21 protein-coding genes and 5 pseudogenes are annotated in these 24817 nt (G+C 66.4%); 14 read left to right on the top strand and 12 right to left on the bottom strand.

Features of this window, described 5'->3' with window-relative positions:
- The first annotated feature begins 91 nt into the window (after positions 1–91).
- The 5 genes and pseudogenes from OL239_RS10125 (at position 92) to OL239_RS10145 (ending at position 5399) form a co-directional block, all read left to right on the top strand.
- The gene (locus OL239_RS10125; protein ID WP_268911733.1) at positions 92–964 is read left to right on the top strand and encodes a carbohydrate ABC transporter permease; all 873 of its coding nucleotides are present in this window, start codon (positions 92–94) and stop codon (positions 962–964) included.
- Between the two features lies 1 nt (position 965).
- Positions 966–1856, top strand: a pseudogene (locus OL239_RS10130) (carbohydrate ABC transporter permease).
- Between the two features lie 81 nt (positions 1857–1937).
- A pseudogene (gene arfA, locus OL239_RS10135) lies at positions 1938–3474 on the top strand (arabinosylfuranosidase ArfA).
- Between the two features lie 177 nt (positions 3475–3651).
- Positions 3652–4798, top strand: a pseudogene (locus OL239_RS10140) (zinc-dependent alcohol dehydrogenase).
- Between the two features lie 13 nt (positions 4799–4811).
- The gene (locus tag OL239_RS10145) at positions 4812–5399 is read left to right on the top strand and encodes a hypothetical protein (protein ID WP_268908837.1); all 588 of its coding nucleotides are present in this window, start codon (positions 4812–4814) and stop codon (positions 5397–5399) included.
- Positions 5400–5435: 36 nt separating this feature from the next.
- On the opposite strand, the gene OL239_RS10150 is transcribed toward OL239_RS10145, so the two are convergent.
- Both OL239_RS10150 and OL239_RS10155 read right to left on the bottom strand, forming a co-directional pair.
- Positions 5436–5990: a Clp protease N-terminal domain-containing protein gene (locus tag OL239_RS10150; protein ID WP_268908838.1), complete on the bottom strand. Its 555-nt coding sequence runs from the start codon at positions 5988–5990 to the stop codon at positions 5436–5438.
- A gap of 10 nt (positions 5991–6000) precedes the next feature.
- The gene (locus OL239_RS10155) at positions 6001–6228 is read right to left on the bottom strand and encodes a helix-turn-helix domain-containing protein (RefSeq protein ID WP_268908839.1); all 228 of its coding nucleotides are present in this window, start codon (positions 6226–6228) and stop codon (positions 6001–6003) included.
- Positions 6229–6392: 164 nt separating this feature from the next.
- On the opposite strand from OL239_RS10155, the gene OL239_RS10160 reads away from it, so the two are divergent.
- The 4 genes from OL239_RS10160 (at position 6393) to OL239_RS10175 (ending at position 10302) form a co-directional block, all read left to right on the top strand.
- Positions 6393–7127 (top strand): AAA family ATPase, encoded by a 735-nt coding sequence (locus OL239_RS10160; RefSeq protein ID WP_268908840.1) that lies wholly within the window; start codon positions 6393–6395, stop codon positions 7125–7127.
- Between the two features lie 83 nt (positions 7128–7210).
- On the top strand, positions 7211–8110 hold the full coding sequence (locus OL239_RS10165; protein ID WP_268911734.1) for a DMT family transporter: 900 nt from the start codon (positions 7211–7213) through the stop codon (positions 8108–8110).
- 9 nt (positions 8111–8119) lie between these two features.
- Positions 8120–9166 carry a phosphotransferase gene (locus tag OL239_RS10170; RefSeq protein ID WP_268908841.1) on the top strand — a complete coding sequence of 349 codons (1047 nt, stop codon included), beginning with the start codon at positions 8120–8122 and terminating at the stop codon, positions 9164–9166.
- A 68-nt stretch (positions 9167–9234) separates the two neighbouring features.
- Positions 9235–10302, top strand: coding sequence for a tartrate dehydrogenase (locus OL239_RS10175; RefSeq protein ID WP_268908842.1), 1068 nt, complete (start codon positions 9235–9237; stop codon positions 10300–10302).
- Positions 10303–10397: 95 nt separating this feature from the next.
- On the opposite strand, the gene OL239_RS10180 is transcribed toward OL239_RS10175, so the two are convergent.
- Positions 10398–11570, bottom strand: a complete 1173-nt coding sequence (locus tag OL239_RS10180; protein WP_268908843.1) for an isocitrate/isopropylmalate dehydrogenase family protein — start codon at positions 11568–11570, stop codon at positions 10398–10400.
- A gap of 121 nt (positions 11571–11691) precedes the next feature.
- Positions 11692–12657, bottom strand: a complete 966-nt coding sequence (locus tag OL239_RS10185) for a LysR family transcriptional regulator (protein ID WP_268908844.1) — start codon at positions 12655–12657, stop codon at positions 11692–11694.
- A gap of 138 nt (positions 12658–12795) precedes the next feature.
- Here OL239_RS10185 and OL239_RS10190 point away from each other — a divergent pair, with 138 nt between their 5' ends.
- Positions 12796–13296, top strand: coding sequence for an SLC13 family permease (locus OL239_RS10190; RefSeq protein ID WP_268908845.1), 501 nt, complete (start codon positions 12796–12798; stop codon positions 13294–13296).
- Positions 13293–14423, top strand: a complete 1131-nt coding sequence (locus OL239_RS10195) for an SLC13 family permease (RefSeq protein WP_268908846.1) — start codon at positions 13293–13295, stop codon at positions 14421–14423. The genes OL239_RS10190 and OL239_RS10195 overlap by 4 nt, the downstream gene beginning before the upstream one ends.
- Here the strand turns inward: OL239_RS10195 and OL239_RS10200 are convergent.
- Positions 14420–14971, bottom strand: coding sequence for an ATPase (locus tag OL239_RS10200; RefSeq protein WP_268908847.1), 552 nt, complete (start codon positions 14969–14971; stop codon positions 14420–14422). The two genes, OL239_RS10195 and OL239_RS10200, sit on opposite strands and share 4 nt — an antisense overlap.
- Before the next feature lie 308 nt (positions 14972–15279).
- Between OL239_RS10200 and OL239_RS10205 the strand changes: the two genes are divergently transcribed.
- Positions 15280–16122 (top strand): alpha/beta fold hydrolase, encoded by an 843-nt coding sequence (locus OL239_RS10205; RefSeq protein WP_268908848.1) that lies wholly within the window; start codon positions 15280–15282, stop codon positions 16120–16122.
- 22 nt (positions 16123–16144) lie between these two features.
- Here the strand turns inward: OL239_RS10205 and OL239_RS10210 are convergent, their stop codons facing one another.
- The gene (locus OL239_RS10210) at positions 16145–16960 is read right to left on the bottom strand and encodes a lysophospholipid acyltransferase family protein (RefSeq protein ID WP_442864130.1); all 816 of its coding nucleotides are present in this window, start codon (positions 16958–16960) and stop codon (positions 16145–16147) included.
- Positions 16961–17136: 176 nt separating this feature from the next.
- On the opposite strand from OL239_RS10210, the gene OL239_RS10215 reads away from it, so the two are divergent.
- On the top strand, positions 17137–18057 hold the full coding sequence (locus OL239_RS10215) for an alpha/beta fold hydrolase (protein ID WP_268908850.1): 921 nt from the start codon (positions 17137–17139) through the stop codon (positions 18055–18057).
- Here the strand turns inward: OL239_RS10215 and OL239_RS10220 are convergent.
- The 6 genes and pseudogenes from OL239_RS10220 to OL239_RS10240 all read right to left on the bottom strand — a co-directional run bounded on the left by OL239_RS10220 (position 18017) and on the right by OL239_RS10240 (position 22945).
- Positions 18017–18595, bottom strand: a complete 579-nt coding sequence (locus OL239_RS10220; protein ID WP_268908851.1) for a glycosyltransferase — start codon at positions 18593–18595, stop codon at positions 18017–18019. The genes OL239_RS10215 and OL239_RS10220 overlap by 41 nt on opposite strands.
- A 23-nt stretch (positions 18596–18618) precedes the next feature.
- A pseudogene (locus OL239_RS20140) lies at positions 18619–18774 on the bottom strand (glycosyltransferase family 2 protein); the annotation flags it as partial.
- A 75-nt stretch (positions 18775–18849) separates the two neighbouring features.
- Positions 18850–20199, bottom strand: coding sequence for a Na+/H+ antiporter NhaA (gene nhaA, locus OL239_RS10225; RefSeq protein WP_268908852.1), 1350 nt, complete (start codon positions 20197–20199; stop codon positions 18850–18852).
- Positions 20200–20344: 145 nt separating this feature from the next.
- Positions 20345–21366 (bottom strand): annotated as a pseudogene (gene ligD, locus OL239_RS10230) (non-homologous end-joining DNA ligase).
- A gap of 131 nt (positions 21367–21497) precedes the next feature.
- Complete coding sequence (locus OL239_RS10235) at positions 21498–22139, bottom strand: response regulator (protein ID WP_268908853.1); 642 nt, start codon at positions 22137–22139, stop codon at positions 21498–21500.
- Complete coding sequence (locus tag OL239_RS10240) at positions 22136–22945, bottom strand: sensor histidine kinase (protein ID WP_329609190.1); 810 nt, start codon at positions 22943–22945, stop codon at positions 22136–22138. The genes OL239_RS10235 and OL239_RS10240 overlap by 4 nt, the downstream gene beginning before the upstream one ends.
- A 780-nt stretch (positions 22946–23725) precedes the next feature.
- Here OL239_RS10240 and OL239_RS10245 point away from each other — a divergent pair.
- A complete protein-coding gene (locus OL239_RS10245) occupies positions 23726–24814 on the top strand; it encodes an ABC transporter permease (protein ID WP_268911735.1) in 1089 nt (362 codons plus the stop codon).
- The last annotated feature ends 3 nt before the right edge of the window (positions 24815–24817 follow it).

The raw sequence follows: 24817 nt of genomic DNA on the forward strand, positions 1-24817 counted from the left end.
TGCAAGTGACAAAGGAGTCCTTCATGAGTACCGCAACCGCTTCAAGGGGGCCGGCAGCACCGCCGGGCAATCAGCTGCCGCGCCCAACGCCCTGCGCAAGTCGCGCCGGGACAATCTGCACGGCTGGGGATTCAGCGCCCCGTTCCTGGCCTTCTTCGCCGTGTTCCTGATCTGGCCGATCATCTACGGCTTCTACATGAGCCTGACCGGGAAGTCCCTTACCGGCGCCAACGACGAATTGATCGGCTTCGCGAACTATACCGAGGCGTTCCAGGACCCGGACCTCTGGCAGTCGCTTGGCAACACCCTGTACTTCACCGTTATCAGCACCGTTCCGCTGGTGGTCATTGCCCTCGCCATGGCAGCCCTGGTCAACATGGGCCTGCCGGCGCAATGGCTGTGGCGGCTGGCTTTCTTCTCCCCTTATCTGCTGGCCTCGACCGTGGTGTCCCTGTTCTTCACCTGGATGTACAACCCGCAGCTGGGCCTGATCAACGACATCCTCTCGAAGGTGGGGATTCCGCCGGTCGCCTGGCTCAATGACCCCAAGGTCGCCATGTGGGCCATCGTTATCGCCACCGTCTGGTGGACAGTGGGCTTCAACTTCCTGCTCTATCTGGCAGCCATGCAGAACATTCCGCAGCAACACTACGAAGCGGCATCACTGGACGGAGCCGGCGGCTGGCGGCAGTTCTTCTCCATTACGCTCCCCCAGCTCGGACCAACCACGGTCCTCATTGTCATCCTCCAGGTTCTGGCGTCCCTGAAAATCTTCGACCAGGTCTACCAGATGACCCAGGGCGGACCGGCGGGCACCACCCGGACCATCGTGCAGTACATCTTCGAGACCGGGTTCACCGGGTACCGGTTCGGCTACTCCGCCGCAATTTCCTACGTGTTCTTCGCCCTGATCATTGTGGTCTCGTGCGGGCAGTTCTTCATCAACCGGCGAAGGAGCCTCTGACATGGCAGCACCGGCACTTACCCGCCCACCGGCACCGGTACCTCCGGCCCCCGGCAGAACCGCAATCGCACTGTGACCCCGGCACGCATCGCCGGAACCGCTGTTGTCTCAGTACTGGCCGTTATCTGGCTGCTCCCCTACGCCTGGGCAGCGGTCACGGCGTTCAAGCCCGAGACCGAGGCAGCGGCAACCCCGCTCACCTGGTTCCCGGAGTCCGGTTTCACGCTGGAGGCTTTCACCAAGGTGCTCGGCGAAGGGAACATTCCGCTGTGGACCTGGAACTCCCTGCTTACCTCGGCGGCCATTACAGTCATCACCCTCGTGATCTCGGCGCTGTGCGCCTATGCCCTGTCCCGGATTGATTTCAAGGGCAAGCGGATCCTCATGTCCGTGATCATCGCCTCTATTGTCATTCCACCGCCCGTGCTGATCATTCCGCTGTTCTACCAGCTGCTTTCCATGCACCTGATTGACACCTACTGGGCGGTCATCCTCCCGCAGGTTATCGCTCCGGCCATGGTGTTTATCCTCAAGAAATTCTTCGACCAGATTCCGCGTGAACTTGAAGAAGCAGCAATCATGGACGGTGCCGGGAGGATGCGGGTGTTCCTGCAGATCGTACTTCCCCTCCCGCCCGATCCTGTCCGCCGTGGCGATCTTCGTCTTCATCGGTGCTTGGAACAACTTCCTGTGGCCGTTCATCGCAACGAATGACCCCTCATTGCTAACGCTTCCGGTGGGGCTGCAAACCATCAAGAGTGCCTATGGCATCCAGTACGCCCAGAATATGGCCTCGGCACTGCTGGCGGCTCTGCCACTGATCATCGTCTTCCTTTTCTTTCAGCGGCAGATCATCAAGGGAATTTCCACCACCGGCCTGGCCGGCACCTAACTGTTCCCTCCCCGTCCACCGCACCATTTTTCACCTGCACCGCCCTTTCGCCCGCACCACCATGTCAAGGAGCAAGAACATATGTCCCGCGCCAAGATCAGCATTGACCGCAACTTCACCATCGGAGCGGTTCCCCGCCGCCTGTTTGGCTCCTTCGTGGAGCATATGGGCCGCTGTGTCTACACCGGAATCTACGAACCCGGCCATCCGGAAGCCGATGCTCAGGGCTACCGCCTGGACGTCCTGGGCCTGGTCCAGGAACTCGGTGCCACGGTTGTGCGCTACCCCGGAGGCAACTTTGTCTCCGGCTACAACTGGGAGGACGGCGTCGGGCCCGTTGAACAGCGCCCCACCCGGCTCGACGGCGCCTGGCACACCGTGGAAACCAACGCCTTTGGCCTGCACGAGTTCGTGGACTGGTCCCGCAAGGCCGGGGTCGAAATTATGGAAGCGATCAACCTGGGGACGCGCGGGGTCGACGCCGCACGCGAACTGGTGGAGTACGCCAACCATCCCGGGGGAACCTACCTCTCCGACCTCAGGGCCAAAAACGGGCACAAGGAGCCGTTCAACATCAAGCTGTGGTGCCTGGGCAACGAACTGGACGGCCCGTGGCAAACAGGACACAAAACGGCGGACGAGTATGGCCGCCTGGCCCAGGAAGCCGCCCGTGCCATGCGTTACGTGGATCCGGATCTGGAACTCGTCGCCTGCGGCAGCTCCAGCTCCTCCATGCCCACCTTCGGCGCCTGGGAGCAGACCGTCCTCGGCCACACGTACGATGAGGTGGACTACGTTTCGCTGCACGCCTACTACCAGGAGGAAGAGGGTGACGCCGAGAGCTTCCTGGCCAGCGCAGTCGATATGGATTACTTCATTGAGTCGGTAGTTGCCACCGCGGACGCCGTCAGGGCCCGGGGGAAGCATAAGAAGCACATCAACCTGTCCTTCGACGAATGGAACGTCTGGTACCAGCGCGGACTCACCACTGACGACCAGCCGGCCGCAGTTGCCCGGGCGGGCTGGCGCGAGCACCCCCGCGTGATCGAGGACAAGTACAACGTGACCGACGCCGTCGTCGTCGGTACGCTGCTCAATTCCCTGCTGCGCCACGGCGACCGCGTGACCATTGCCAACCAGGCCCAGCTGGTAAACGTGATTGCACCAATCATGGCCGAAGAGAACGGTCCGGCCTGGCGGCAGACCATCTTCCATCCTTTGCCCGCATGGCTGCCCTGGCCAAGGGACAGATTATGCGTACGGCCGTGGACTCCGACAAATATGAGACCAGTAAGTTCGGTGCTGCGGACCTCGTGGACGTCAGCGCCACGTGGGACGAGGAGAACGGCAGGGTGGCGCTCTTCTTCGCTAACCGGGGCCTGGAGGAGGCAGCGGACGTGGAGGTCTCCCTGAGCGGATTCGACGCCGGCCGGATCATCCGCGCCGAGGTCCTGCAGGTTCCCGAAGGCAGGGACCGTTTTGCGATCAATTCGCAGGCCGACGGCGAGCAGGTCGGGCTGGCTCCCTGTCCGATGTGAAGGCAGTGGGCAGCGAGCTGCGGCTCAGCCTTCCCGCACTGTCGTGGGCCGTGGTGGAAGTTGAGGTCAGCACGATCTAGGAAGCTCCTCGAGCGGGCGTGGGCACCGGCGGGCGCCGGGCAACCCGGTGCCCTCGCCGCCGCCTACGGCCACCAGGCAGTCCGCGGTGGCAGTGTCGCTCCTGCCACCCTTGACGCTCCCTGTCCGGAAAGGCAGGGTGGTAGATCCATCAGCATGCTTGCCAAAAGGGGAGACAGATGCGGTCAATGGTGTACCGCGGGCCGTACAAGGTCCGTGTCGAAGAGAAGGACATTCCCCGGATCGAACATCCGAACGACGCCATCGTGCGCGTGACGGCGGCAGCGATCTGCGGTTCGGATCTGCACCTGTATCACGGCATGATGCCCGACACCCGGGTGGGTACCACCTTCGGGCATGAGTTTGTGGGTGTTGTGCACGAGCTGGGGTCCTCGGTGCGGAACCTGTCCGTGGGAGACCGCGTCATGGTTCCGTTCAATATTTACTGCGGGTCCTGCTACTTTTGCAGCCGCGGCCTGTACTCCAACTGCCACAACGTCAATCCCAACGCCACCGCCGTGGGCGGGATCTACGGCTACTCCCACACCTGCGGCGGGTACGACGGCGGCCAGGCGGAGTTCGTGCGCGTCCCGTTCGCCGACGTCGGCCCGTCCATCATCCCGGACTGGATGGGTGAGGAGGACGCAGTTCTGCTCACCGACGCGCTCGCCACCGGCTATTTCGGCGCGCAGCTCGGTGATATCCGAGAAGGCGACACCGTCGTCGTGTTCGGCGCCGGCCCGGTGGGACTCTACGCCGCCGCGTCCTCCTGGCTGATGGGGCGGGCCGGGTCATCGTAGTGGACCATCTGGAGTACCGGCTGGAAAAAGCCCGCTCCTTCGCCCACGCCGAAACCTGGAACTTCGCCGAGTACAAGGACATCGTGGTGGAAATGAAGAAAACCACCGACTACCTCGGGGCCGACGTCGCCATAGACGCCGCCGGGGCGGAGGCGGACGGGAGCTTCATCCAAAACGTCACAGCCGCCCAGCTCAAGCTGCAGGGCGGCTCCCCGGTGGCCCTGAACTGGGCCATTGATTCGGTCCGCAAAGCCGGCACCGTGTCCGTGATTGGGGCGTACGGTCCCATCTTCAGCGCCGTCAAGTTCGGCGATGCCCTGAACAAGGGTCTGACGCTGCGCATGAACCAGTGTCCCGTCAAACGCCAGTGGCCGCGCCTGTTCGAGCACATCCGCAACGGGTACCTCAAGCCCAGCGACTTGGTGACGCACCGGATCCCCTGGAACACATCGCCGAGGGCTACCACATGTTCTCGGCCAAGCTCGATAACTGCATCAAACCCCTGGTCATCCCCAGTGCCTCCTGAAAGCGAGGAAACCATGGCAGAAACACCCAGCACCCCCTATCTGGCGGGAGTGCCGAAACGGCGGTTCACCAACGAGGAGCTGCGGGCGCGGATCCCGGGTTGGGGCGCCGATCTTGATCCCGCTGACCGGCCCTCCGTTCCCAAGGTGCGGACTGATCTGGAGACCGGCGCCCACTGGGATTTCCCGGAACGCCAGACGGCGGCACAGCCGCGGGAACGCTCCATTGAACACCAGTTCGTGACGCCGGTTTTCGGCACCTCGGTTCCGCTGAAGGGCGTGTCGGGCGCGATGCGCCGCTACGCCTACAAGTACAGCGAGGCCCGGGCGGCGCACTGGCTCATCCTGATCGCCGCGGACCGGGTGGACGCCGGCGGCAGCCACCTGCGCTCGTTCCTGACCCTGCGCCCGGACAACCCGGTCACCGAAACGGGGGTGCTGAGCGAATTTACCCGCCACGGGGTCTCGTCCCGGTTCGGGTCCAAGCGCGCCGACCTGAAGGAACAGGCGCTGGCGCCGCTGTTCGCCGCGGGGCCGTGGATTCTTGCCGGAGGCGCGGCCTTCGCCGTCGTGCGCCGGCTCGTGCGGGCCGCCCGGACCTGAGGCCGCCCGGTGCTGACGCGGCCTGGGCGGCGACCCTCAGGCGCTTCGGCCCAGATCTCGGAGAAGCTCCTCGCGGACTAAGCCCGGATCAGTGCCCAGGACCCTGAGCGTGCGCGCTGCGGCAGAGCTGTCCTGTGCAATAAGTCCCAGCAGCAGATGTTCGACTCTGATGTCTTTTCGGCCCAGGGCACGTGACTGCTTCAGTGACTCCACCAGCGCTTCCTTTGCTGCTGCAGTAAAGGGAACGGCGCCGCCTCCGCGGCGGCCCAGGAACCCCTGGCGGCGTCGTTCCGGGCGGTCCAGCGCTCCCGGACCGAAACTGGCTTCCGCCCGGCTTCGGACGGCCTCCAGGTCAACGCCGATGTTCTCCAGCGCTTCCGCGTCCGCCGTGCCGAGTCCCCGGGCCCGTCCGGCTATGGCTTCTCTCTCGATACCGAGCCGGTGCAATACCCTGACCGCAGCGTTGTCTCCACTGGCCAGGACGCCAAGCAGCATATGGTCGGCACCAATCTCGGTGTCCCCCAGCAGCCGGGCCTGTTCCTGGGCTCCGATGACCACCGCCCGGGCGTTCTGTGTAAAGCGTTCAAACATGACTGCCTCCTTAGTCTGTGGACGCTGCCGTCCGCCGGGCATGCTTTTTGTGCACCGCCTGTTTTGAAACTCCCACGGCAGCGGCAATCTCTGCCCAGGACCAGCCCTGCTCCCTGGCATTGCGCACCTGCAGGGCTTCCAGTTGTTCGACCAGCCGCCGAAGGGCCGCCACAGCGCGCAGTCCGACGGCGGGGTCCCGGCTGGTTCCGTCACTTATGAGCTCGTCCCGTGTATCCATGCCGTCAGCTTAGGTTGACGACCTACCCTGCGTCAACGCTTATTGACGCCGGGATTTCCGCCGCGTGCCCACCATGCCTCGTCGGGCCGGCAGCCGCGTATCACCGTCCTCGTCGGGCCGGCAGCCGGACACCTGCCGCAAGGGAGAAATGCCACAATGGGGAAATGCCACATTCCCGAGGTTTTGATGATCCGCGGCTGATCCGCGAAATCCGGCGCCGGCCGGACGCCGACGTTGACCCGGCCAGCTGGCCCGCGGCGGTTCCGGCCGTGGCCGCCGTCCTGGAATCCGGGCTGGAGCTTCCGGCCGGCGTGACGTTCCTGGTGGGCGAGAACGGCAGCGGTAAATCCACCCTCGTCGAGGCGGTTGCGGCGGCGTACGGGCTGGGACCGGAGGGCGGCACGGTCCACTCGGCGCACAGTACGCGGCGAACCGAATCTCCATTGAGCAGCTGGATCAGCCTCGTCCGGCAGGCCGGCGCTCAGAAGTGGGGATTCTTTCTCCGGGCGGAAACTATGCACGGCTACTACACCTTTCAGGACGAGATGGGCGGCGGCCGGGATTTCCATGCAATGAGCCACGGCGAGTCCTTCCTCGCCATCGCGGAAACCTACCTCAACACGCAGGGCTTTTACTGCCTGGACGAGCCCGAAGCGGCACTGTCCTTTAGCTCCACCCTGGCCCTGATCGGGGTGCTCAATGATCTTGCCGCCAACGGATCGCAGATCCTGTGCGCCACCCACTCCCCCGTGCTGGCCTCGCTTCCGGGAGCCACCATCTACGAAACGGGAGAACACGGGATAGCCCGCCGTGAGTGGGAGGACCTCGATCTGGTGACGAACTGGCGTTCGTATTTGAACGAACCCCGCCGCTACCTGCGGCACATTTTGGTGCCGTGATCCTGGGAAGTCCCGGCGCCCGGAAGGCCTCCACAGGCCAGCCCGGCGCGCGGCCCGGCGCCCCGGGCGCGGCCGCCGGCGCCCTGTTCGTTCTGCTCGCCTCGGTGCTTTGGGGCACCACCGGAACCGCTGCCACCCTTGCGCCCCATGTGGGACCGCTCGCCATCGGAGCGGCTGCCATGGGAATCGGCGGGCTGCTGCAGGCCCTGACGGCCTGGCCGTTGCTTCGGGCATCCTGGTCTGCGCTGCTCCGGCACCGGCGGGCAGTGGTTCTGGGCGGTGGGGCCGTTGCCGTCTATCCGCTGGCCTTTTATTCCTCGATGCATCTGGCCGGGGTGACGGTGGGCACCGTGGTCAGCATTGGCTCGGCGCCGCTCGCTTCGGCAGTACTGGAGCGGGTTGTCGACCGACGGCGCTTCAGCCGGCGCTGGGCCGCGGGCGCCGCAACGGCGGTCGTTGGAACGGTGCTGCTGTGCGCGGCGCAGGCTGCCGCTGCCGCGGACGGTGACGGCGCACGCCAGCCGGGCGCCGTCGTAGCCGGGGTCCTGCTGGGACTGGTTGCCGGAACAACCTATGCGCTCTACTCCTGGACGGCGCACCGGCTGATGACCCGCGGCATCCCGGCGCGGGCGGCCATGGGCGCGACCTTCGGTGTGGGTGGGCTGATGCTGATGCCGGTGCTGGCTCTGACCGGAGGCCCGCTGCTGGCGTCGTGGTCCAATGCCGCGGTGGGAGGATACCTGGCGCTGGTGCCGATGTTCGCGGGCTATGTCCTCTTCGGCCTGGGGCTGGCCAGGGTCCTGCCCAGCACCGCAACCACCCTGTCGCTGGTGGAGCCCGTCGTGGCGGCCGTGCTCGCCGTCGCCATAGTCGGCGAGGGCCTGCTGCCGGCGGGGTGGGCCGGAGCGGCGCTTGTCCTGGCCGGGCTGCTGGTCCTGACGCTTCCGGCGCAGCGGCGGCGCGCACAGGTGATCCGGCCCTAGGCTGTGGAGATGTTCTCTCCCCTGCCGGCCGTCCCCGTGCCCCCGCAGCCGGCTACCGCCGGAGCTCCCTGTGCGCCCGGCGTCCCCAGTCCCCCCTTGGTTCCCGATTACCGGGTGACAGCGGTGCGGCGGACCTGGGCCGGGCTGCCGGACCTCCTGCGCCGGCGGGCAGCTGCGCACCTTGGCGGCACGGTGTCCGCTGTCCGTTCGGCCGGCGGCGGATTTACCCCGGGTTTCGCCGCCGTGCTGGAAGGTGCCGGCAGTGAACGGATTTTCGCCAAAGCGGCCCCGGAGACCGACAGCTTCATCTATCCGTCCTACCTGCGGGAAGCCGAAGTGGCCCGGCGGATGCCGGCGGGCATGCCCGTTCCCGTGCTGTCCGCTGCGGAACAGCTAACGGTGGACGGAACCGGCTGGCAGCTGCTGGTCTATGAGGCAGTGGACGGGGCCATGCCGGGCCACCCCTGGACGGACCGGGAGCTGCAGGCAATCGAGGCGTCCTGCGCCGAAGCGGTCCGGATCCTGAAGGGCTTCCCCCGCGAGCTTGCCGGTGAGCCGCTGGCCGGGGACCTCACCGCCGTACCGTCCGGGTTCCTTTCCGTGGCGGACGGCGCACCTGCCCCCTGGTTCCTGCCCGGCCTAACCGCCCGGCATGCGGCCGGGTTCCAGGAGCTGCTTGCGCTCTGCCCGGAGGCTTTGGCCGGCGAGGCAGTCCTGCACGGGGACCTGCGGCCGGACAACATCCTGATCCGGTCCGGCCGCGCACTGATCTGCGACTGGAACTTCCTGGGTACGGGCGCGGAATGGACCGACTGGGTCTCGGTCCTGCCGTACGCCCATTCGGGCGGCCTGGACGCTGATGCCTGGCTGCAGCGGTCAGCACTCACGCGCGGGGTGCCGGCCCGGCACATTGATGCGTTCCTCGCCGCCCTGCTCAACTACATGATCCATTCGGGCAGCCAGCCGGATGTTCCTTCCAGCCCCCAGCTGCGGGCGCACGGCCGGCACACGGCGCGGATTGTTTACGACTGGTGCCTCCGGCGGAACGCGGTGTAGCGTCCGCCGTCCGGTCCCGCACCGTAAGGTTCTTTGACTTTGGCGGTCCGGTGCCGTGGGATGGCACCATGACGAAGAACTACCGCATTGCCCTGATCCCCGGCGACGGCATCGGCCACGAAGTCCTGCCTCCCGCCCGCGCGGTGCTCGACGCCGTCGCGCCCCGCCACGGGATAAGCCTGGAGTACGACGAGTTTGACTGGTCCTGCCGCCGCTACCTGGACAAGGGGGCAATGATGCCCGACGACGGACTGGATGCGATCCGTGGGCACGACTCCATCCTGCTGGGGGCCGTTGGATGGCCGGGCGTACCGGACCACGTCAGCCTGTGGGGGCTGCTGATTCCCATCCGGCGCGAGTTCCGGCAGTACGTCAACCTGCGGCCCATCAAGGTCCTCCAGGGTGTTCCCAGCCCCCTGCGTCCGGAGCTGACCGATCCGGGCGTCGACTTTGTCGTGGTGCGCGAGAACAACGAGGGCGAGTACTCGGAAATCGGCGGCCGGCTCAACCGCGGGCTGCCCACGGAAATGGCCATCCAGGAGTCCGTGTTCACCCGTGAGGGCGTGAGCCGGATTGTGGACTATGCCTTTGACCTGGCCGGACAGCGCCGGGGCGTCCTGACCTCGGCAACAAAGTCCAACGGCATCATCCACACCATGCCGTTCTGGGACGAACTGGTGGGCGAACGGGCCGCGGAGTATCCCGGCGTGAAGTGGAACTCGGAGCACATTGATGCGCTCGCCGCCAAGGTGGTCCTGAATCCGTCACGCTTCGACGTCATTGTGGGCTCCAACCTCTTCGGCGACATTCTCAGCGACCTTGCCGCTGCGATTGCCGGCAGCATCGGGATTGCGCCCTCGGCCAACCTGAATCCGGAACGGGAATACCCGTCCATGTTCGAGCCGGTGCACGGTTCGGCCCCGGACATTTTCGGTCAGGGCGTGGCGAACCCGCTGGGCGCGATCTGGTCTGCGTCGATGATGCTGGACCACCTGGGCCATCCGGAGGCGGGCGCCGAGATACTGGAGGCTGTGTTCGGTGTGCTGGCGGACTCACCCGTCCGCACCCGCGACCTGGGCGGAACCGCCGGAACCGAGGAGTTCACCCGGGAGGTCCTGGCCCGCGTCGGGTCCTGACGTCCTCCGGATGCCGGTTTAGGGTCCTCCGGCGTTCCTGGGTCGTTCCCGCAGCGCCGGGTCTTCTTCCGGCATCCAGCGGTCCTACGGTGTTTCTACGGTGTTCCGAGCGGTACGGCGGAGAGCCGCAGCGCTTCGATCACCGCGTCCGTCACCTCCTGCGTACCGGCTGTCCCGCCGACGTCGCGGGTGCTGCAGCCGGCAGCGGTGACGGTCTCCACCGCGTGTTCCAAACGCCGGGCGGCAGCGGGCAGCCCCAAATGGTCCAGCATCAGGGCGGCGCTGGAGATGGCGCCGACGGGGTTGCTGATCCCCTGTCCGGCGATGTCCGGGGCGGAGCCGTGGACCGGTTCAAACATGGAGGGAAAGCGCCGTTCCGGATTGAGGTTGGCGCTGGCGGCCAGGCCCAGACTGCCGGCGAGCGCTGACCCCAGGTCGGAGAGGATGTCGGCGAACAGGTTGGAGGCGACCACCACCGAAAGGTCTTCCGGGTGCAGCACGAACTTGGCGCTCATGGCATCCACGAGCACGCTTTCGGTCTGCACGTCCGGATAGTCGGCGGACACGCGCTTGAACACGTCGTCCCACAGCACCGAGCCGTACTGCTGGGCATTGGACTTGGTCACACTGGAGACCTTCCGGACAGGGCGGGTGCGGGCCAGGTTGAAAGCATAGCGGATGATGCGCTCGCATCCCTTTTCCGTGAACAGCGCTGTCTGCACCGCCACTTCGTTGCCCGGTCCGCGGCCGGAAAGGTTACGGCCGCCGAGTCCGGCGTATTCGCCCTCGCTGTTCTCCCGGACCACCACCCAGTCCAGCCTGGTCCGGTCCGCCTTGCGCAGCGGGGGTTCGATCCCCGGCAGGAAGCGCACCGGCCGCACATTGGCCCACTGGTCGAAGTTCTGCGTGATGTTCAGCCGCAGCCCCCACAGGCTGACGTGGTCCGGAACGTTCTCCCAGCCCACCGCGCCAAAGTAGATCGCGTCATAGCCGCGCAGCTGTTCCAATCCGCCCGGCTCCATCATGACGCCGTGCGCGGCATAATATTCGGATCCCCACGGGAAGTCCGTCCACTCGAAGCCGAAGGGCCCTTCGGAGGCACCGCCTGCTTCGGCTTCCGGCATCAGCCCGGTTCCCGGGGCCCCTGCCGGCACCACCGCAGACTGTTCCGCCATGGCATCCAGCACCTGCCGGCCTGCCGCGATGACCTCCTGCCCCACTCCATCGGCCGGAATCGCTGCGATCCGGTACGTCCTCCGCTCTGGCATCTCCTGGTCCCCTCTCTGCCGGTCCGCAGCCCCTGCGGCTGCCGCACCGTGTGCCACCACTACACAGCCCGTGGGCGGGCGGCGTCCAAGACACAAATGGCATCCGACGCATAGGAGTTCTCTATCCGTGCGCTGCGGCGGGAGCCGGACCAAGAGCAGCGGCAGCAGCGAGAAAAGCACGCGCAGCCGGAGTTAGTTCCGCGGCACGGCTCAGGGCAGAGATGTGCAGGCTGGTTTCCGGTTCCAGACGTGCCGTGCGCAGTCCCGCCTGCCGCGCCAGCGGAATCCAGGCCGACGGCAGGACTGCATGGCCGATTCCGGCCAGGACCAGGGGCAGGACTGACGTCCGGTGGGCCACTTCGGCGGCGATTTCCAGCTCGATTCCGCCGGCCAGGGCTTCGTCCACTGCGGACCGCATGAGGGACCCGCGCTGGGAAGCGATGATGCGTTGGCCGGACAGCTCCTCCCACCGGAGAACCGGGCCGTGCTCTGCGCCTCCCCCCGGTGCGTCCTCTGCTGCGCCGGCCCGGCTGCCCGGATGCGCGGCAGGGTGCAGCTCCGCCAGGGGGTTGAGGACCAGCACGAGGGGCTGCCGTCCGAGGTGCACGACGTCGATGTCCGCAGCCCGGAACGGCCGCTCCGAGCCCAGCAGCCCGATTTCGCAGCTGCCGTCGCGGACGGCGGCGACGACGCCGTCCCGCGTAAACGCGGCGTGCACGCTGACGGTCACGGTGGGATGGGTGCGTGCATAGGCGGCAATGATTGACGTCAGCGGCTCGATGGCCGGTGAGGGCATGGCGATGACGTCCAGCCGGCCCCGGCGCAGGCCCTTAAGCTCGTCGATGGCTGAGCGGGCCGCTTCCAGATCGCGGACGACGACGCGGGCCGGGCCAACGAGCTCGCGTCCGGCCTCGCTGAGGACCACGTTGCGCCCCACCCTGTGGAAGAGCGGTACCCCCAGGTCCCGTTCCAGGTTCTTGATCGTCTGCGACAGCGAGGGCTGGGCGATCAGCAGCCGTTCCGCGGCCCGGGTAAACCCCTGGTGGTCCACCACTGCCAGGAAGTACTTCAAATGCCTGACGTCCACGAAGGCTCCCTTGCACTCGGACGGATGGGCGCCGTGCCACCTATTGGTTCTTCCTATGAGTGAGTAGACAACAGGTTGTGGACGCAGCACAAGGCCCTGCTGCATAGTGAACGCATTCAACGAGGAAGGACCAGGATTGTGTACACGCAGCAGCCGGCTCCAACTGAAGACCCGGGCTCACCTCAACGCACAGACGTCCGTGCCGCACTCCTGGGCGGAACAACCTTCCGCAGCCTGAGTGAGCAGACGCTCTCTCCCCGGGAAGAGAAATTTGAACGCACCCGGCAAACCATCGGTTTGTTCCTGGCCCCAGCCATCGCCGTCGTCTTCGCGCTGCTTCCACTGAACCTGGACCTGCAGCAGCACATGCTGGCCGCCATCCTGCTGGGCGTGATTGTCCTGTGGATCTGCGAACCTGTTCCCATCCCCATTGGCGGGCTGATCGGCGTCGCGGCCATCGTCATCCTGGGCGTCGCACCGGCCAGTGCGGTCCTGGCACCCTTCGGATCCACCACCATCTTCACCTTTATCGGTGCCTTCATCCTCGCCCAGGCCATGCTGAAGCACGGCATAGCGCAGCGCCTGGCCTTCGCGGTCCTGTCCCTTCCCGGAGTGGGAAATCCACCTACCGGGTGGTGATCGCCTTCGGCGTCATCACCTGCCTGCTTTCGGCCTTTGTCTCCAACACCGCCACCGTTGCCATGCTGATGCCCACCGCGCTGGGCGTCCTGGTGGTCATCGCCCAGCTGATGCAGGACCGCGGTGTGGTCAAAGCCGACTTCGATCCGCTGCGGATGCGGGTCGGCGCGGCGCTGCTGCTGATGCTGGCCTACGGAGCCAGCGTGGGCGGCCTCCTCACACCGGTCGGATCGCCGCCGAACCTGATCGGCCGCGGCCTGATTGAGGAAGCCACCGGGGTTCGCATTTCCTTTGCCCAGTGGATGGCCATCGCGGCCCCCATCTGCCTGGCCATGTTCCTGGTCCTGGCGCTGGTCATGCTGCTGCTGAACAAACCGGAAATCCGTCACATTGAGGGCGTTGAGGAATACGTACGCGAACGGCGTGCCGAGCAGGGCCGGATGTCCCGCGCGGAAGTCAACACGCTGATCGCCTTCGGCGTGACGGTGACGCTGTGGCTGGCTCCGGCCGTTGCCAGTCTGATTGGCGGCACCGAGTCGGAAGCGTACATTTTCCTGGACGACCGCCTGGACGAGGGCATTGTCGCCGTGCTCGGTGCCTCGCTGCTGTTTATCCTTCCGGTGAACTGGAAGCAGCGCCAGGCCACCCTGACCTGGTCCGACGCGGCGAAGATCGACTGGGGCACCATCCTGCTGTTCGGCACAGGTATCATTTTCGGTGCGCTGCTGGCGGAGACCGGGCTCGCGGAAACCATTGGCCAGGGGGCGTCGGAGAACCTGAACATCACCAACATCGTGGCAATCACGGTTTTCTCGGCGATCCTGGCGATCCTGATTTCGGAAACCACGTCCAACACTGCGTCCGCCGCGGTGATCGTGCCGATTGTGATTCCGCTGTGCCAGGCGATCGGCGTCGATCCGTTCGTGCCGGCGCTGGCAGCCACCTTCGCCGCGTCCTTCGGGTTTATGCTCCCGGTCTCCACCCCACAGAACGCCATTGTGTACGGAACGGGCGCGGTGCCCATCACCCGGATGATCCGGACCGGTCTGTTCTTCGACATTCTCGGCGCCATCCTGATTATCACCATCGTTCCGGTCATGATCGCGGTGGTCGGGATCGGCGGCTAGGGGTTCCGCTCCGAAAGCCGGACGGCGGCGGCCGGCTCCGCGGGCGCCGTCCGGTCCGGCGCGGCCCAGCCGGTCAGCGCCAGCAGCCGGGCGGCAACCTCCTCAGCCGTCAGGCCGTCGGTGGAAACCCGGTGGACCCAGTCCGGGGTGTGCAGGTCCAGCGCCGATGCAGCTTCCCGGCTGCGCGCCAGGTGCCGGTCCAGCGCAGTCCCGGATTCGCGCCCGGTCAGCCGGGAACGCACGGAGCCCGGGGAGCCGCGCAGCAGGGCGGCGTGGACCCGGGGGCTGTCGCCCATGCATGCGGCCAGCTCGGCTGTTTCACGGACCGAAACCGTGTTGGTGTAGATCAGGCGGCGGTAGCCCAGCGTCCGGTAGTTCCGCCACAGGGCGGCCAGGTTTTGTTCCGCCAGACCGTGGTTCCACGGCGACGGGTGCTGCCAGGGTGCCGGATGGGCCAGATCGAGATTATCTCCTTCGATCACGGCGTGGCGGATGTCCAGATCAGTGAGCAGCCCGTGCAGCTTTAGGGCAGCGCTGGTTTTACCCACGCCGGAGCAGCCTCCAATGAAAAGCACCTCGGTTGCTGTCCCTGCCGGTCGACTGGTGTCCAACTGTTTCCTGCTTCCCCGATTGGCTGCATTCCCGATTCTCTGCTTCCCCGTTCAACCCATGTGCCTATGAACCCATGAACCCATTGGGTGCGTGCGCCCATGAACCCATGTCCCATGCCCTCTGGTGGTGCCCTGCCGGCCTGCCGCGTGTGGGCACTGCCCTTGCGCTCCGCCTGTCCTGCCGCAAGAATCTCAGCAGATTTTCCCGCGAATTGCACCCACCGCTGCTGCTGAGAGGAAAAGCCATGCCACGTGTCGCCGCAGGCACCGAAAACACCGGAGATATTGAGCTGCATTATGAGGACCACGGGTCAGGCCAGCCGGTGCTGCTGATCCACGGGTACCCCTTGGACGGCGATTCCTGGGAGCGGCAGACCAGGGCCCTGCTCGGTGCCGGCTACCGGGTGATCACCTATGACCGGCGCGGCTTCGGGCGGTCCGACCATCCGGCATCGGGCTACGACTATGACACGTTCGCCGACGACCTGAACATCATTCTCACCGAACTGAACCTTCACGACGTCGCACTGGTTGGTTTTTCCATGGGCACCGGGGAACTGGCCCGCTACGTGAGCCGGCATGGAACGGACCGGATCAGCCGGCTGGCCTTCGTGGCCTCGCTGGAACCGTTCCTGCTGCAGACTCCCGACAACCCTGCGGGCGTCCCGGCCGAAGTGTTCGAGGGCATCGCTGCTGCGGCACAGGCCGACCGCTATGCCTGGTTCACCAGTTTCTTTGCGGACTTCTACAACCTCGGCGACAACCTGGGGACCCGGATCAGTGAGGAGGCCGTGCGCGGGAGCTGGAACGTCGCCGTCGGCAGCGCCCCGCCGGCTGCCTACGCCGTGGTGCCCACCTGGATCACCGACTTCCGCCCCGACGTCGAAAAAGTCCGGAACTCCGGGCTTCCGGTGCTGATCCTGCACGGAACCGCGGACAACATTCTGCCGATCGAGTCCACCGGCCGGCCCTTCTCCGCGGCGCTTCCGGATGCCCGGTATGTGGAGGTGGACGGCGCGCCGCACGGTCTGCTGTGGACCCACGCGGACGAGGTCAATGCGGCGCTACTGGACTTCCTCGCGGCGTAAACCACCTTCGCGGCCGCATGCCCTAGCCGGTGATTTTGTACTTTTCGCGGTCCTTCTCATCCAGGATCAGCTGTTCTTCAACCGTCATGGCACTGCCTCCGCGGCTGACCGGCATCCACCAGGCACCGGGTTCGGGGGTCTCCTGATAGGTGTCCATGCAGTGGTCCATGCCCGCCTGCAGGGTTTCCTGCAGGCGGGTCGTTTCCTCCGCGACCGACGCGTCCGGTTCCACCCGGATCATCGGGCTGACATGGACCCGGACCGGAGTTTTCCAGACGGATTTGAGGCTCAGGCCGTGGCCCCCGCGGGTAAGCATGCGGTGACTGCCCCAGACCGACACGGGAATGATCGGAACGCCGGCTTCGGCGGCCATCCGGACGGCTCCGGTCTTGAGTTTGCGGACGCTGAAGCTGCGGCTCACACCGGCCTCGGGCAGCACCGCCAGGTACTCGCCGCGGCGGAGGGCTTCCACTGATTCGGCGTACGCAGCAGCGCCGTCGGACCGGTCCACGATGATGTGCTCGCACATTTCGCAGACTGCCTTCACGAACGGTTTCCGGGCGGCCTTCTTGGTGACCAGGAAGCGCATGTGTGCCTTGAGCTTGCGCCACACCAGGTACTCGGCGATCACAAAATCCAGATAGCCGAAATGGGTGATCGCCACTACGGCTCCCTTACCCGGAACCACTTTGCGGTTCAGGCCGGAGATCTCCTCGCTGTCGGGAAGGTTCTCCAGTCCGGAGGGAAGGACGGGAACCCGGAACAGCTTGATCGACAGTGCCCCCGTCAGGACGATGCTGCGGTAGACGTACTTGTTGGGGGGGAACTTCAACGTCATCTCCTCGTGGATAATCCGGCAGGACAACGATTCTACCGGGTCGGCGTCCGCTCCATTGAACGGGCGGACCGGCGGTGGCGGAGAACCGGCGGCAGCCTGTCTTTTCGGCTATGTCCCTGCCGAACCGGCCGGCTGCGCGGTTATCGTGGCATATGGCATGGAGAAACCTGCCCCGTGTGCGCGGAGGCCGAAATCCCCTGCGGGCCTTCCCGGTTTTCCTCAACGAGGCCCAGCGTCTTGATGCCCAGCTGCCGGAGATCGACTGGGCAGTGCCGCCGGCAGGATCGATGGACCGGTGGTTCCGCGCCCCGAGCGGCAATTTGGCGATGCGGACCATGGGTGCGCCGGCCGATCCACCCGTTCTCCTGGTGCCCGGGGCGATGGGATCCAAGGAAGACTTTTCCCTGATGATGCCGGTGCTGTCGGATGCGGGGTATTACGTCATCAGCTACGACCTGGCCGGCCAGTATGAGTCGGCCTCCGCAGGGCCGGAGCACTTGACGCCGCCGCAGAGCCATTATGGATATGACTTGTTCGTGAACGACCTCCTGGCCGTCCTGGAGTCCCTGAGCGGCGCCGTGCACGTGCTGGGATATTCGTTTGCCGGGATCGTGGCCCAGATTGCGCTGGCCCGCCGGCCGGACCTCCTGCGTTCCCTGTGCCTGCTCAGCTGCCCTCCGGTTCCGGGCCAGAGTTTCCGCACCGTGAGCCGGGTGGGCAAATTCAGTCCCCTGGTCAATGACAAGATGCATGCCGGTCTCATTGTCTGGGGCATCCGGAAAAACTTTGTCGGAGTTCCCGAGCCGCGGATGAACTTTATCCGGCACCGGTTTGACTACACGCGGAACGAGTCGCTCCAGGACATTGTGGGGCTGATGAAGCGTTCACCGGACCTGCGTCAAACCCTCGCTGCTGCTCCGCAGCCCAAGCTGGTGGCGGTCGGGCGGGCTGATGTGTGGCCCCAGTATCTGCATTATGCGTTCGCCGAAGCCATCGGCGCCCGCTTTGCCGCGTACGGCACCGGGCACGGGCCGTGCGAGGATGCCCCTCACCAGCTCAGCCGGGACCTCCTGGCGCTCTACCATTCGGCCGGATGAGCCGGCGGGCGCGGCGCCGGCCCAGCGGAGGTTCTGCACGGAAATCGAGGTCGAAGGTTTGCCAGGCCATGACCAGCCGGCGCCGCAGGCCGCTCCAGTCGGCAAAGGGTCTGGCGGAGACTCCGACTCTGAGCGTGGGATCGTAGAGCACTGACATCCAGGGGCGGATCTGGTAGCTCAGATCCAAATCGTCGTGAACCTGCGGAAGGTCACGGTGCACGCGCTCGCGAAGTTGCTTCCACATGGCCGCAGACATGGCGAAGTTGGAGCCGAACAGGGGCGGGTGGCCCAGGAGCAGCCCGACCACGCGGATATAGCCGCCAATGTAGATGGTCCGGCCGATCCACCGGGTGGCGCGGTTACCGCCGTAAAAGTTCCCGGGGCCGGTAACCGCAGTCATCGGCCCCTGCGCCGCGAGGATTTTCCCCACCCTCTCCAGCCAGTTGGGCGGCGGAACCGAGTCGGCATCCAGCCTGGCCAGTATCTCCCCGGCCGCGGCGTCGAACCCGGCTGCCGTTGCGCCGGCAATTCCCGGCACCTCCAGGGCACCCGCCGCACTCCGGCGGCGGCACAGACAGCGGCAGTTTCGTCGGTGCTGCCGTTGTCCACCACCACAACCTCGTCCGGCGGCCGCGTCTGGCGGCCGATGGCTGCCAAACAGGCAGCAAGCATGGGGGCATCGTTCCGCGACGGGATGACCACAGAGATTGTTGGCATGGTGTACCGACTGTAGCGGCCCGGCGCGGCGGCGGTAATGCCCGGGCCCCGCCTTGGCTGCGGGGCCCGCTGTATTTAGTGCTGCCGTCCCTGCTGGTAGACGTCGGGGATGCCGTCGCCGTCGTCGTCGATGTTTTCCTCTGCCTCCACCGCACGGTAATGCCGGTTGCGGCGGGACAGCACCAGGGCGGCCAGCAGCGCGGCCAGGATCGAGGCGGTCAGGATCCCCACCTTCGCGTGGTCGTTGGGGAGCGTGCCCTGTGCGAAGCTCAGGTCCGCCACCAGCAGGGAAACGGTGAAGCCAATCCCCGCCAGAAGCGCGACGCCGAGGAGGTCAATCCACTTGAAGGATGTGTCCAAAGTGGCCCGGGTGACCTTGGTCAGCACCCAAGTGGTCGCGAGAATGCCAATCGGCTTGCCCAGCACCAGGCCGGCAATGATGCCCACCGAAACCGGGTCGGTCAGGGAACCAACAAACCCGTCCCAGCCGCCCACGGCGACACCGGCCGAGAAGAACGCAAAAATGGGAACGGCAAAACCGGCAGACAGCGGCCGGAACCGGTGCTCAAAAATCTCGGAGAGGCCGGGGCCGGCCTCGGGACCGCCGCTGGCTTTGCTGCGGAGCACGGGAACTGCAAAGCCCAGCAGTACACCGGCAACGGTGGCGTGGATCCCCGAGGCATGCACCAGGGCCCAGACGACGACGCCGATGGGCAGCAGGATGAACCACGCGGCGGAGGCTTTCAGACCGAAGAAGCGGCGGTATTTCTGGGCCAGGAACGTGTAGAGGAGCAGCCCCACCAGTGCCAGGAGCAGCGGTGTGATCTTGAGGTCCTCGGTGTAGAACACGGCAATGATGGTGATGGCCAGCAGATCATCCACCACGGCCAGCGTGAGCAGGAAGATTCGCAGGGCCGAGGGCAGGTGCGAACCGATGATCGCCAGGACGGCCACGGCAAAGGCAATGTCGGTGGCAGTGGGGATTGCCCAGCCGTTGAGGGATTCCGGATTGCCGAGGTTGACGAGCGCGTAGATGGCGGCGGGCACCACCACGCCGCCGACGGCTGCGGCTACCGGAACCACGGCCTTGCTGAAAATGCGCAGGTCTCCGGCAACGAATTCACGTTTTAGCTCCAGGCCCACCAGGAAGAAGAAGACGGCGAGCAAACCATCGGCGGCCCAGGCACCCAGGCTGAGCTGCAGGTGCCAGGGCTCATAGCCGATTTCAAAGTCGCGCAGCGCGAAGTAGCTGTCGGAAAGCGGCGAGTTGGCCCATACGAGGGCAATTACTGCCGCTGTCACGAGCAGTATGCCGCCGACGGTTTCCTTGCGCAGGATTTCGCCAATTCGCAGCTTTTCGGCGTAGCTGCCGCGGCTGGCGATCTTGGGGCTGGAAGCGCCTTCCGGGGGCGTGGTGGGATGCATGGGTGACTCCTGAAAAAGCGGTCGACAATGTTATTGCCGACCAGACTTCCCGGCGCACCTTCGCTATACCTTACGGGAAATCCGGGTCCCGATCGAAACCGGTGCGGCGGGGACCGCGGCAACAATGACCCTTGCCCGCCGGCTGTTACTCCGCTTTACGCGCCCGGCTTGGCTGGACGCGCATCGGCTCACCGGGCATTTTGGGGTAGTCGGGCGGAAAGGGCAGCTCCCCCAGTCCGCTGTCCAGGTCCCGCTGCCACCACTGCAGCAGCACTTCTATACTTCCGGGCTTGGCGCCCATATCCGCCCAGGGATCCCCCACGGTGCGCAGCCGCTCGGGGACGGTCAGGATCGTGAACTCCCGGGGATCTGCCTTCTCCAGCTCGTCCCACCGCAGCGGCGTGGACACCGGCGCGTGCGGCAGGGCCCGCGGGCTGTAGGCCCCGGCAATGGTGCGGTCCCGGTTTGCCTGGTTGAAGTCCACGAAGATGTTCTGCCCGCGTTCCTCCTTCCACCATGCGGTGGTGACCCGGTCCGGCATCCGGCGCTCAAGTTCACGTGCGGCCGCGATCACCGCGTGCCGGACGTCGAGGAACTCGTGGTCCGGAGTGATGGGGGCGTACACATGCAGGCCGCGGTTGCCGGAGGTCTTGATGAAGGCTTCGAGGCCAGCTTCGGCCAGGACGCTGCGCAGTTCGAAGGCCGCCGGTACGGCGTCGTCAAAGCCGGTGCCGGGCTGGGGATCCAGGTCGATGCGCAGCTGGTCCGGGTTGTCGGTGTTTTCGGTCCGTGAAGGCCAGGGTGGAAGACCACCGTGTTCATCTGTACGGCCCAGACGGCGGCTGCCGGCTCGTCAAGGACCAGCTGCGGATGGGCCCGGGCGCTGGGATAGGTCACGGTGACGGCCCGGATGAAGTCCGGCGCGCCCTTGGGCGGGTTCTTCGAGAAGAACTGTTCGCCGTCGATTCCTTCGGGGAACCGCTGCAGCGACACGGGCCGGTCGCCGTTGGCGGCGATGAACGCCTCGCCTACCTCCGCCACATAGCGCGCGAGGTCCAGTTTGGTCAGCCCCGGCTTGGGCCACAGGACGCGGTCCGGACTGGAGATGCGCATCTCGCGCTCACCGTGCGGACCTGGGACAGTCAGGGTGGTTGCTTTACCGGCCATGGCCATAACCTACTCGCAAAACGTCCCGGCCGTCACGGGCCGTGCCTGGCCCGTTAGGCGGACGTACGTGCAGCAGCGTCCGTGCCGCGGCTTTAGGCCGGGTGTTCGACCATCTGCTGGTCCGAGCATGTCTAGCGCCGGATGATCCGGCGTTTCCGGGCTTCGCTGACGGCCGCCGTTCGGTTGTCCACGCCCAGCTTCTCGTAGATGTGCACCAGATGAGTCTTGACGGTGGCCTCAGAAATGAACAGCTTGCGGGCCATGGCGCGGTTGGCCATGCCGCCGGCCAGGAGTTCCAGCAGCTCCAACTCCCGCGGACTCAGCGTCGTCTCCGGGCTGCGCAGCGTACCCAGCAGCCGTCCGGCCACCTGCGGAGCCAACGCCGTCCTGCCTTCAGCGGCTGCCGCCACGGCGCTGCGAATGTCCCCGGGCTCGGCATCCTTGAGCATGTAACCGGCCGCTCCCGCCCCGACGGCGGCCAGGATGTCCGCATCGCTGTCATAGGTCGTCAGGACCAGCACCGGGGGACCCTTCAGCTCGCGGATGCGCCGGGTGGCGCTCACGCCGTCCATGCCGGAGCCCATTTGCAGGTCCATCAGGACCACGTCGAACGGGGTGCCCAGCGCGTCCTGCCGTGCCACCTCGGCAAGGGCCGCAGCTCCGCCGGACGCTTCGGCAGCAACCTCCATCCCGTCGAACTCCGCCAGCATGGCCCGCAGTCCGGCCCGGACAACCGGGTGGTCATCCACGAGCAGGATCCGGATGCCGCTCATTCCCCGCCCCCGGAAGCACCGGCAGCGGTCTCCAGCGGCAGCCGCAGAGCCACCACCGTCCCCTCCCCCGGTGCTGACTCAACACTCAGGGAACCGCGCAGATCGGCCACCCGCTCACGCAGCGACAGCAGCCCAAACCCCGAGCCGTCAGTGCGCGGCCCCGACGGGAGATTCAGGGGATCAAAACCGTCGCCGTCGTCGAACACATCCAGCGCCACCGATTCCGGCGAGTACCCCAGCGTGACCACCGCGTGGGACGCGCGGGCGTGGGCCTCGGTGTTTGCCAGCAGGGACTGGGCCGCGCGCAGCAGGGTTGCCTCGTAGGCAGGATGCAGGGGAACCGGCGTGCCGTCCATCCGGAACAGGCACTGCAGGTGCCCTCCGCCGGCAGCCGCACGCCGCGCAGTATCCGAACACAGCGCTGCCAGGCGTGTCTGCAGGGAGCCGCGTTCCAGCGGGGCGGCGGCCAGTCCCCGGACAAACCGACGGGCCTCCGCCAGATTTTCCGCAGCGGTGCTCTGTACCAGCCCCAGACGTTCCCGGGCCAGCGCGGAGTTGCCCGCGTCCAGGGCACTGCCGGCGGCTCGGGAAAGCAGGACGATGCTGGACAGGCCCTGGGCCAGGGTGTCGTGGATTTCGCGGGCCAGCCGTTCGCGCTCGGCCAGCACACCGGCGTCGTGCTGCGACGCAGCCAGCTCGCCGCGGGTGCGGTGCAGTTCCGCAAGCGCGAGGCGCTGGTTCACGCTTTCGCGGTGAAGGGCGGAGTAGGCGCTGCCCATGACCACGGCGAACAGCGCACCGATCACGGGGCCAAGGAGGGCGGCCGGGATCGGCTCCTGCCCGGGCCCATTGGGCGGCGACGACGGCGGCCGTGGTGACGAGCACGGCGGCGAGCGCCGGCGCTGTCCGCAGCAGCTGCAGGTCCAGGAAGAACAGCGGGAAGGCCAGCCAGGAAAACTCCGGACTGAGGACCAGCAGGCACAACCACAGCAGCGTCACCGCGCCCAGCCAGAGCGGGCCGTAGCGGACCGGATCAGGGCCGGCGCCGGTGGCGGCATGCCGTTTCTCGGCCACCGTGCCGGCCAGATACACGCCGGCCAGCACCACGCTCAGGATGTAGGCACCTGCACGGGCCGGCCATCCGGGCGGGTCCAGGCTCATCTGGATTACGGCAAGCAGGAGCAGTCCGGCAAAGGCTGTGTGCAGCGCAATACGCAGGACCCGCAGCACCACGTCTCCGGACGAGGCATCGGCGGCGTCTTGGGCGGTCTCGTACGCGGAGTGGGCGGTGTCGCGGGCGGGAAGCTCACCACCGGCCACAGCTGCGGCCGGCACCTGCGCAGGTGCCGGAGACGCCGGTGCCTGCAGCCCGGGCTGCGGAGACTGGCTGGGGTTCCTGGCACTCATGTCTCCAGCGTAGGCCGCCCCGATTACGGGCACATCAACCGTTTGGTGGAGCGCAGCCTCAACCCAACAGCGGGTGCGGATCGACCGCCCGTCCGATGGATCCGCACGGGCTTCGCGGGACGGTGGAAGACAAGGACAACAGGCCGGACGTTCCGGCCGAGGATCTGGAAGGAACCAACGTGTATCTCGCACTTCGTGACATTCGCTTTGCCAAGGGGCGCTTTGCCCTGATGGGCAGCGTAGTGGCACTGATCTCCCTGCTGCTGGTACTGCTCTCCGGACTCACGGCCGGCCTGGGCAACCAAAACACGGCCGCCGTGGCCGCACTTGCGGAGCACGGCATCACCTCCGTGGCGTTCGGTGCACCCGGAAACACCGAAGCCCAGGCCTCCTACACCGAGTCGGTGGTTACTGCCGGGCAGCTGCAGGACTGGCGAACCAGCGACGGCGTGGAGCAAGCGGAACCGCTCGGCATTACCCAGACCCGCGCCGTGGCCAACTCCACCGCCAACGTTGCCGTTTTCGGCGTCGAGCCCGGATCCGCGCTGGCTCCGAACAAAGTGCACGACGGCGGTGTCATCCTGGGCGCGTCCACGGCAGATGACCTGGGGGTGGACGTGGGCGGCACCGTTGCCCTGGCCGGCCGCAGCCTGACGGTGAGCGCCGTCACGGAGGACTCCTGGTACAGCCACACGCCTGTGGCCTGGGCGTCCCTGGACACCTGGCAGCAGGTGGCCCACACGGACGACGCGTCACTTTCCGAATCTCCGGTGGCCACCGTCATTGTGGCCGCTGCAGATTCCGGCGCAGCGGAAACGGCTGATGCCACCGCCGGAACTGTCTCCACCGATGTCCGGGGCTCCTTCAGCGCCCTGGGCTCCTACAACTCCGAAAACGGATCGCTGCTTCTCATGCAGGCCTTCCTCTACGGGATTTCCGCGCTGGTGATTGTCGCGTTCCTGACCGTCTGGACCGTGCAGCGGACCCGGGACATCGCCGTACTCAAGGCTCTGGGCGGTTCCTCGTCCTACCTGCTCCGGGATGCGCTCTGCCAAGCTGCGGTCGTGCTGGCGGGCGGCTCACTTCTGGGCGGCGTGGCCGGTCTGGGCATCGGTGTGGTTGCCGCGCAGGCGGCACCGTTCCTGGTCAGCGCAACCACCACAGTGCTGCCCGTGCTGGGGATTGTCGTGCTGGGCCTTGCCGGCGCCGCGCTCGCAGTCCGCAGCGTGACCAAAGTGGACCCGCTCACCGCGCTTGGCGGCAACTGATGG

It is taken from the genome of Arthrobacter sp. ATA002, assembly GCF_026898095.1.
Taxonomy (GTDB): domain Bacteria; phylum Actinomycetota; class Actinomycetes; order Actinomycetales; family Micrococcaceae; genus Arthrobacter_B.